7 protein-coding genes and 2 pseudogenes are annotated in these 6,136 nt (G+C 57.9%); 5 read left to right on the top strand and 4 right to left on the bottom strand.

The annotated features are described in order from the left end of the window. A pseudogene (locus tag PPL01S_RS25845) lies at window positions 1-145 on the bottom strand (lipopolysaccharide biosynthesis protein); the annotation flags it as partial. Between the two features lie 227 nt (window positions 146-372). Between PPL01S_RS25845 and PPL01S_RS25840 the strand changes: the two are divergent. Beyond that, window positions 373-573 carry a hypothetical protein gene (locus PPL01S_RS25840; protein ID WP_028626247.1) on the top strand — a complete coding sequence of 67 codons (201 nt, stop codon included), beginning with the start codon at window positions 373-375 and terminating at the stop codon, window positions 571-573. Between the two features lie 185 nt (window positions 574-758). Continuing rightward, window positions 759-1,121: an osmotically-inducible lipoprotein OsmE gene (gene osmE / locus PPL01S_RS24010; protein ID WP_016392624.1), complete on the top strand. Its 363-nt coding sequence runs from the start codon at window positions 759-761 to the stop codon at window positions 1,119-1,121. Between the two features lie 22 nt (window positions 1,122-1,143). Here osmE and PPL01S_RS24005 read toward each other — a convergent pair whose 3' ends face one another. The 3 genes from PPL01S_RS24005 to PPL01S_RS23995 all read right to left on the bottom strand — a co-directional run bounded on the left by PPL01S_RS24005 (window position 1,144) and on the right by PPL01S_RS23995 (window position 2,622). Continuing rightward, window positions 1,144-1,503, bottom strand: a complete 360-nt coding sequence (locus PPL01S_RS24005) for a hypothetical protein (RefSeq protein ID WP_028626246.1) — start codon at window positions 1,501-1,503, stop codon at window positions 1,144-1,146. Window positions 1,504-1,684: 181 nt separating this feature from the next. Continuing rightward, window positions 1,685-2,017 carry a hypothetical protein gene (locus PPL01S_RS24000; RefSeq protein ID WP_244212787.1) on the bottom strand — a complete coding sequence of 111 codons (333 nt, stop codon included), beginning with the start codon at window positions 2,015-2,017 and terminating at the stop codon, window positions 1,685-1,687. Window positions 2,018-2,196: 179 nt separating this feature from the next. Then, complete coding sequence (locus tag PPL01S_RS23995) at window positions 2,197-2,622, bottom strand: anti-virulence regulator CigR family protein (protein ID WP_016392621.1); 426 nt, start codon at window positions 2,620-2,622, stop codon at window positions 2,197-2,199. A 689-nt stretch (window positions 2,623-3,311) separates the two neighbouring features. Here PPL01S_RS23995 and PPL01S_RS23985 point away from each other — a divergent pair. The 3 genes and pseudogenes from PPL01S_RS23985 (at window position 3,312) to PPL01S_RS23975 (ending at window position 6,108) form a co-directional block, all read left to right on the top strand. Next, entirely contained in the window at window positions 3,312-3,914 is a 603-nt protein-coding gene (locus PPL01S_RS23985; RefSeq protein ID WP_016392619.1) for a transglycosylase SLT domain-containing protein, read from the top strand. Beyond that, window positions 3,905-4,489 (top strand): annotated as a pseudogene (locus PPL01S_RS23980) (tyrosine-type recombinase/integrase). The gene PPL01S_RS23985 and the pseudogene PPL01S_RS23980 overlap by 10 nt, the downstream one beginning before the upstream one ends. 32 nt (window positions 4,490-4,521) lie before the next feature. After that, a complete protein-coding gene (locus PPL01S_RS23975) occupies window positions 4,522-6,108 on the top strand; it encodes an ABC-F family ATPase (protein ID WP_016392618.1) in 1,587 nt (528 codons plus the stop codon). The last annotated feature ends 28 nt before the right edge of the window (window positions 6,109-6,136 follow it).

Genomic DNA, 6,136 nt, shown 5'->3' with positions numbered 1-6,136 from the left:
AGTGAGCAAACTCTGCCAATGGAAAATGTCTGGCAGATGCCCCTGAAGCAAGAATGATCACGGGACCTTTCTGGGTATTGCGACACGCCTCGAAACTGGAGAAAGCCCTGCGCTCGGCAGTGAGCTGCGATGGAAGAATGCTCATCCGGTACATCATCAGGTCAGAATTTTCCTACAGGATTTTTCCTACAGGATACGCGCCATACAGCCTGCCGAGAACTTTTTTACAAAACGCTTACAGCGCTCGAGTAATAAGTCTTGTTTCACAATTCAAAATTGCGTCGCGTCCTTCCAGCGAAATCACATGAGCTGTCTTGATGGTTGCCCAGCCGCAGACTAATACTTAGGTCTCTGCCTGGGGAGGCACGAAACATGCAACCAAGATTCGTTATCGTTCCCGCCGTGCCGATCGAAAAGGAGTCATTCCGCATAGGTAGCAGGTATTACGCGGCTACCGTATGTGGTGGTTTCGACATCTACGACAACCAGGCCAAGGAGCGCCTGAAGCCCAGCTATCCCAGCAGGACCGCTGCACAACTGCAATGCCAGCGTTTGAACGAAGAAGTCGAATAGAGCATGCGCTGCATGGAACTGCCCGATGGACAGGCCCTGCCCGGGCCTGTTCCTGCCCCTTCCTGATCGACCATGGGTTTCCGGTGGTCCCACGCCATGCCGGCTGCAGTAGCAAGCGCGTATGATGAAGAGCCGACTGGAGCGATGGTGTGCCGTGCCGGCGTTCTCATCACGGGAGCACTGCCATGAACAAATCGACTTGCCTGTTGATGATCACGTTGTCAGCCTTGGTTGGCTGTTCGACCAATGCTTCCCAATACCACGACAACCCGCTGGTTGCGAAAGTGACTACCGGGATGAGCAAGGACCAGGTCATGCAGATCGGCGGCAAACCCGCTGCAGAGTCCGACCGCACTGTGGTACCGGGTTCTTGCTTCGATTACATGCTCACCAAGCCAGGCCAGAAACACCCCTACAGTGTCAGCTTCGACGGCAACGGCAAAGTAGACAAGACCGCTTTCATGACCTGTGCCGAATGGAGCGACGCGCAATCGAAAGCCAGGCAGCCGCTGCCCAGCATGGGCGGTGTCGGCGGTTCGGGGTACTGATGACCGCAGGGGTCGCCAGGGTTCATTCCAGGCAGTCCCTGGCGGCCTGGCGCAGCTTGTCGCTGGACAGGAAGCTTCCTTTGTAGAAGGTCGCGCGGCTACCTTTGCGGTACTCGACGACTTCCAGCACTTCGTCGGAAGTGACTGCGCTGGGTGCGGTCAGCCGGTAACCGTGGGAAATGGACTTCTGTGTGGTGAGCGGTGCCACGGCTTGCCATTTTGGCAACAGGCACGCCACGTACTCACTGGGCGTCTTGTCCGTGACCTTGCTGGCCGTCGGCTTGCCGGGGTTGGCGCAACCCACCAGGCTGACAGCCAGTGCGGAGCAGAAAAGAATGCGAAGATTATGCATTTGCAATAGACCGATAGGGACGTGAGGCATTCTAACGTTACTTGCGCCAACGTACTAATCAACCAATGTAGTGCCAGTGCAAGACTTCAGTCGAATGCCAAACCTGATCATCTGCCGTAGAATTCACTGCGCTGATGGATCAGCGCCCATCACAAAAAGCCCGCGCTGCAAAGGGCGGGCTTTTTGTTCCAGTGTTGCGCAGCCAAAACCGCTAGGCCTTCTTGCACATCAGCGCAGCGTCCAGCAGACGTCCATGGTCATACCAGGCATCCCGCTGATAGGCAGTGAACTGCCGTTGTGCTCCGCTGCCCTGCAGTTCTACCAAGCCGTTGGCCTTGGTGGGGTCGGTACTGTCGACATACAGCTTGATTGAATCGCCCGCACCGACTTCGTACGTCGTCGCACTGCCCTCCAATTCGCTTTTTACACATCCCAGATAGTCAGGTGTGCTTCTTTGGGTGGTGCCGGATGTGTAATCATGGCCCTCGCGTACATCAGGGTTTTGTGCACATCCCGCCACGAAGATTGTTGCGAAAGCAGACATCAATATTGCGCCAGGTAGCGATCTTGAGCGCTTCACGCGGCACTCTCCTGCTCCCCCGTCAATAAAGTCGATCAAAGATAGCGACTGCGTGACGCCCTTGTTTTGGTTTTATTCTTCAACACATATTACCCTCAGGAAATGTTGGGGCAATATACATGTTCGCTATGTCGGCGCCAGGGTCAATCCAGCGCCCGGTCGAGGACTTCGTAGATGATCCCGGTAGCAACTGCAACAAGGATCAAGTCCGCGCCCGCTTGCATCCACTGGTAACCCTCATAGTAAGGCAACTGGCTGATCAACCTGCCATCGAGTTTCTTTGCAATACCCGGCGGCAGCGGCTTGCCGCGAGCGAGGTTCTTTTTGATACCTGGCGGTAATGCAGAGCCCGGGGTCCAGTAGCTGGTGTAACCATTGACAATGCGTAGCACATCGCCACGATTTATCGAAGGCCCTCCATGGTAGTCGTCGTGTTTGACACTTTCCTTGTGGTCGCCCGAATTCCCGTGACCCTGACCTTTTCCTTTGCCAGGATCGGCGAATGCCGGGCCAAGGCCCAGCACCAGTGCGATCGAAGTGCATGCAACGGTAAATCGACGCGTCGCCATGGGTGTTTCCTTGCGTAATGGAGGTTTTGCACTTTATACGACCCTTTACAGTTCGTGACAAACACACCCTCAGGGCCGCGCTCGCGCTCTCGTCGAAACCACCCTCACTCCCTGGGCTGGTCTTCATTCAAAGCCGGATCCCTACCCCCGCCCTCCTCTTCACTCACGAGCGGATCATCATCGGGATCAGGAATGGTCGGGCGATCGGGGTCCACCTGAGGATCGGGTGATGAAGTCCAATTGCCACTATTGAGTGGACCCGTTTCAGGGTCCATTGAGGCCCGCACCTGGGCGTCATGGCGCAAACCTGAGGTAGAGGACGACCGCAACCACATCCACGGGCAGTACGACTGCTAATGCGAAGAACATAATCCAGTGGTCAATCGGGAGCATTTCCGTGTTCTCCGCATAATCAGCTCTACTCCCTCAGCAACTCCTGTACCAACTCACCATGCCGCATCCGGCCTCGGAGGGCGGTGCATGCATGGAGAAAGCCATGATCGTCACACCCTGCGAATAACAGCCGTATCGCATTGCGGGGCAAAGTCGAGTTGCCCCAGTGCCGCTACCTACCAGAGGTTGAGAAAATCTGACACCATCACGCCCTTTTTCACCGCAAGCTGCTTCGAGTCAGGCTCTGCGTGTGTTCGAAGGGCACAATAAGCCCTCATTTTTTGCTGGGGCGATGGATGAACAAAGGGCGATTCTGGGCGTTGATACTGGTAGGCGTGATCACGGCAGGTTGCGCCACTGCGCCACCTAAAGATCAAAACAACCTGTGCAATATCTTCCGCGAATACCCCGACTGGTATGAAGACTCGCTGGAGATGCAACAGCAATACGGCACGCCGCAACATGTGGCGATGGCAATCATGAAACAGGAAAGCAGCTTCGTTCACGATGCATTGCCACCTCGGGATTACTTGCTGTGGGTAATTCCCTGGGGCCGTGTCAGCTCTGCCTACGGTTATGCACAAGCCCAAGATCCAGTCTGGGGTGAGTACAAGGATGGCACCGGCAATGGCGGCTCGCGAGACAACTTCGACGACGCGATCATGTTCATCGGCTGGTACACCGCCGGTACCCAAAAGCAGCTGGGCATCTCCAAGTGGGACACCTACAACCAGTATCTTGCCTATCACGAAGGCCGCGGTGGTTTCAGCCGGGGCACCTTCCGCAGCAAACCCTGGCTGATGCAGGTGGCACGCAAGGTCGAGCAGCAGTCGAAGGTCTACGGCGCACAGCTCAAGCAGTGTCGGGGGGAGCTGGAGGATGATGGTGGCTGGTTCTAAAGTTCTTCGAGCTCTGCTTCTTCACCGGGGTCCGGCCTGGCGAAGCCATGGGCCTGAAAATGGAGGACATCGACCTGGATCAGCGATCGGCAACGATTCGCCGGATCCTCGTCAACCGGGTGCCTGAAGCACGCACGAAGGCCAAGCATCACCTGGGGGTTGCGCTCAACGAGCGCGCGCTCAACGTCATCACCCAGGCCCAGCGAATGGCGACTGTTCGACGCATGGCCTTCAAGCCGGCCCACCCAGCAAGCCCTTTTGTGTTCCAGCCGAGCAAAGGTGGGCTGTGGATCAACGAGCCAAGTGTTACAATCCGCCACTTCAAATCGGCGCTCAAGGCGCTGAACATCCGTGACCGCCGTCAGTACGACACCCGCCACACCTACGCCACCCTGTGACTCATGCCTGGGATGAACCCTGCGTTCATCGCGAGCCAGCTTGGCCACAGCGTCGAGATGTTGCTTTCTACCTACGCGAAATGGATCAGCTCCTCCTCGGACTGGAGGGAGCTGGAGAAGCTGCCGCCCCGAGTCGAATTGGCCCCAAAATGGCCCAAAACGGACGAGAGGGCCTAAATACACCTCTGGAACCTCCGCAGGACAAGCACTTGATCTCTACCGCCAACATCACCATGCAGTTCGGCTCCAAGCCGCTGTTCGAAAACGTCTCTGTCAAATTCAACAACGGCAACCGCTATGGCCTGATCGGCGCCAACGGTTGCGGCAAGTCGACCTTCATGAAGATCCTCGGTGGCGACCTGGAGCCGTCCGGCGGCCAAGTCATGCTCGAGCCGAACACCCGCCTGGGCAAGCTGCGCCAGGACCAGTTCGCCTACGAGGACTTCACCGTGATCGACACGGTGATCATGGGCCACGGCCAGCTGTGGAAGGTCAAGGCCGAGCGCGACCGCATCTACTCGCTGCCGGAAATGACCGAAGAGGACGGCATGGCTGTCGCCGAGCTGGAAACCGAATTCGCCGAAATGGATGGCTACACCGCCGAATCCCGTGCCGGTGAACTGCTGCTGGGCCTGGGTATTCCGCTGGAACAGCACTTCGGCCCGATGAGCGAAGTGGCACCAGGCTGGAAGCTGCGCGTGCTGCTGGCCCAGGCGCTGTTCTCCGACCCGGACGTGCTGCTGCTCGACGAGCCGACCAACCACCTGGACATCAACACCATCCGTTGGCTGGAAACGATCCTGACGGCGCGTAACAGCACCATGATCATCATCTCCCACGACCGTCACTTCCTGAACAGCGTGTGCACGCACATGGCCGACCTGGACTACGGTGAGCTGCGCCTGTTCCCGGGCAATTACGACGAATACATGACCGCAGCGACCCAGTCGCGCGAGCAGCTGCTGTCGGACAACGCCAAGAAGAAAGCCCAGATCGCCGAGCTGCAGACCTTCGTCAGCCGCTTCTCGGCCAACGCCTCCAAGGCCAAGCAGGCTACTTCGCGGGCCAAGCAGATCGACAAGATCCAGCTGGCCGAAGTCAAGCCTTCGAGCCGGGTGAGCCCGTTCATCCGCTTCGAGCAGACCAAGAAGCTGCACCGCCAGGCGGTGGTCGTCGAGAAAATGGCCAAGGCCTTCGACGAAAAGGTCCTGTTCAAGAACTTCGACATCACCGTGGAAGCCGGCGAGCGCGTTGCGATCATCGGCCCCAACGGTATCGGCAAGACCACCCTGCTGCGCACCCTCGTAGGCGAGATGACGCCCGATGCGGGCTCGGTGAAATGGACCGACAGCGCTGAAGTGGGCTACTACGCCCAGGACCACGCTCACGACTTCGAAGACGACTTGAGCCTGTTCGACTGGATGGGTCAGTGGACCAGCGGTGAACAGGTCATCCGCGGCACCCTCGGGCGCATGTTGTTCTCCAACGACGAGATCCTCAAGTCGGTGAAGGTGATTTCCGGTGGTGAACAGGGCCGCATGCTGTTCGGCAAGCTGATCCTGCAGAAGCCGAACGTGCTGGTCATGGACGAACCGACCAACCACCTGGACATGGAATCGATCGAGGCACTGAACCTGGCGCTGGAGAACTATCCGGGCACCCTGCTGTTCGTCAGCCATGACCGTGAGTTCGTATCGTCCCTGGCGACCCGCATCATCGAGCTGAGCGCCGATGGCGTGGTGGACTTCAGCGGCACCTACGACGACTACCTGCGTAGCCAGGGTGTCTTGGTTTGAAACGGCTGAGGCGGTAATGGCCTGATCG

The organism is Pseudomonas plecoglossicida NBRC 103162 = DSM 15088, from assembly GCF_000730665.1.
Classification (GTDB): Bacteria; Pseudomonadota; Gammaproteobacteria; order Pseudomonadales; family Pseudomonadaceae; genus Aquipseudomonas; species Aquipseudomonas plecoglossicida.
This window is presented reverse-complemented; position numbering and strand designations above follow the sequence as displayed.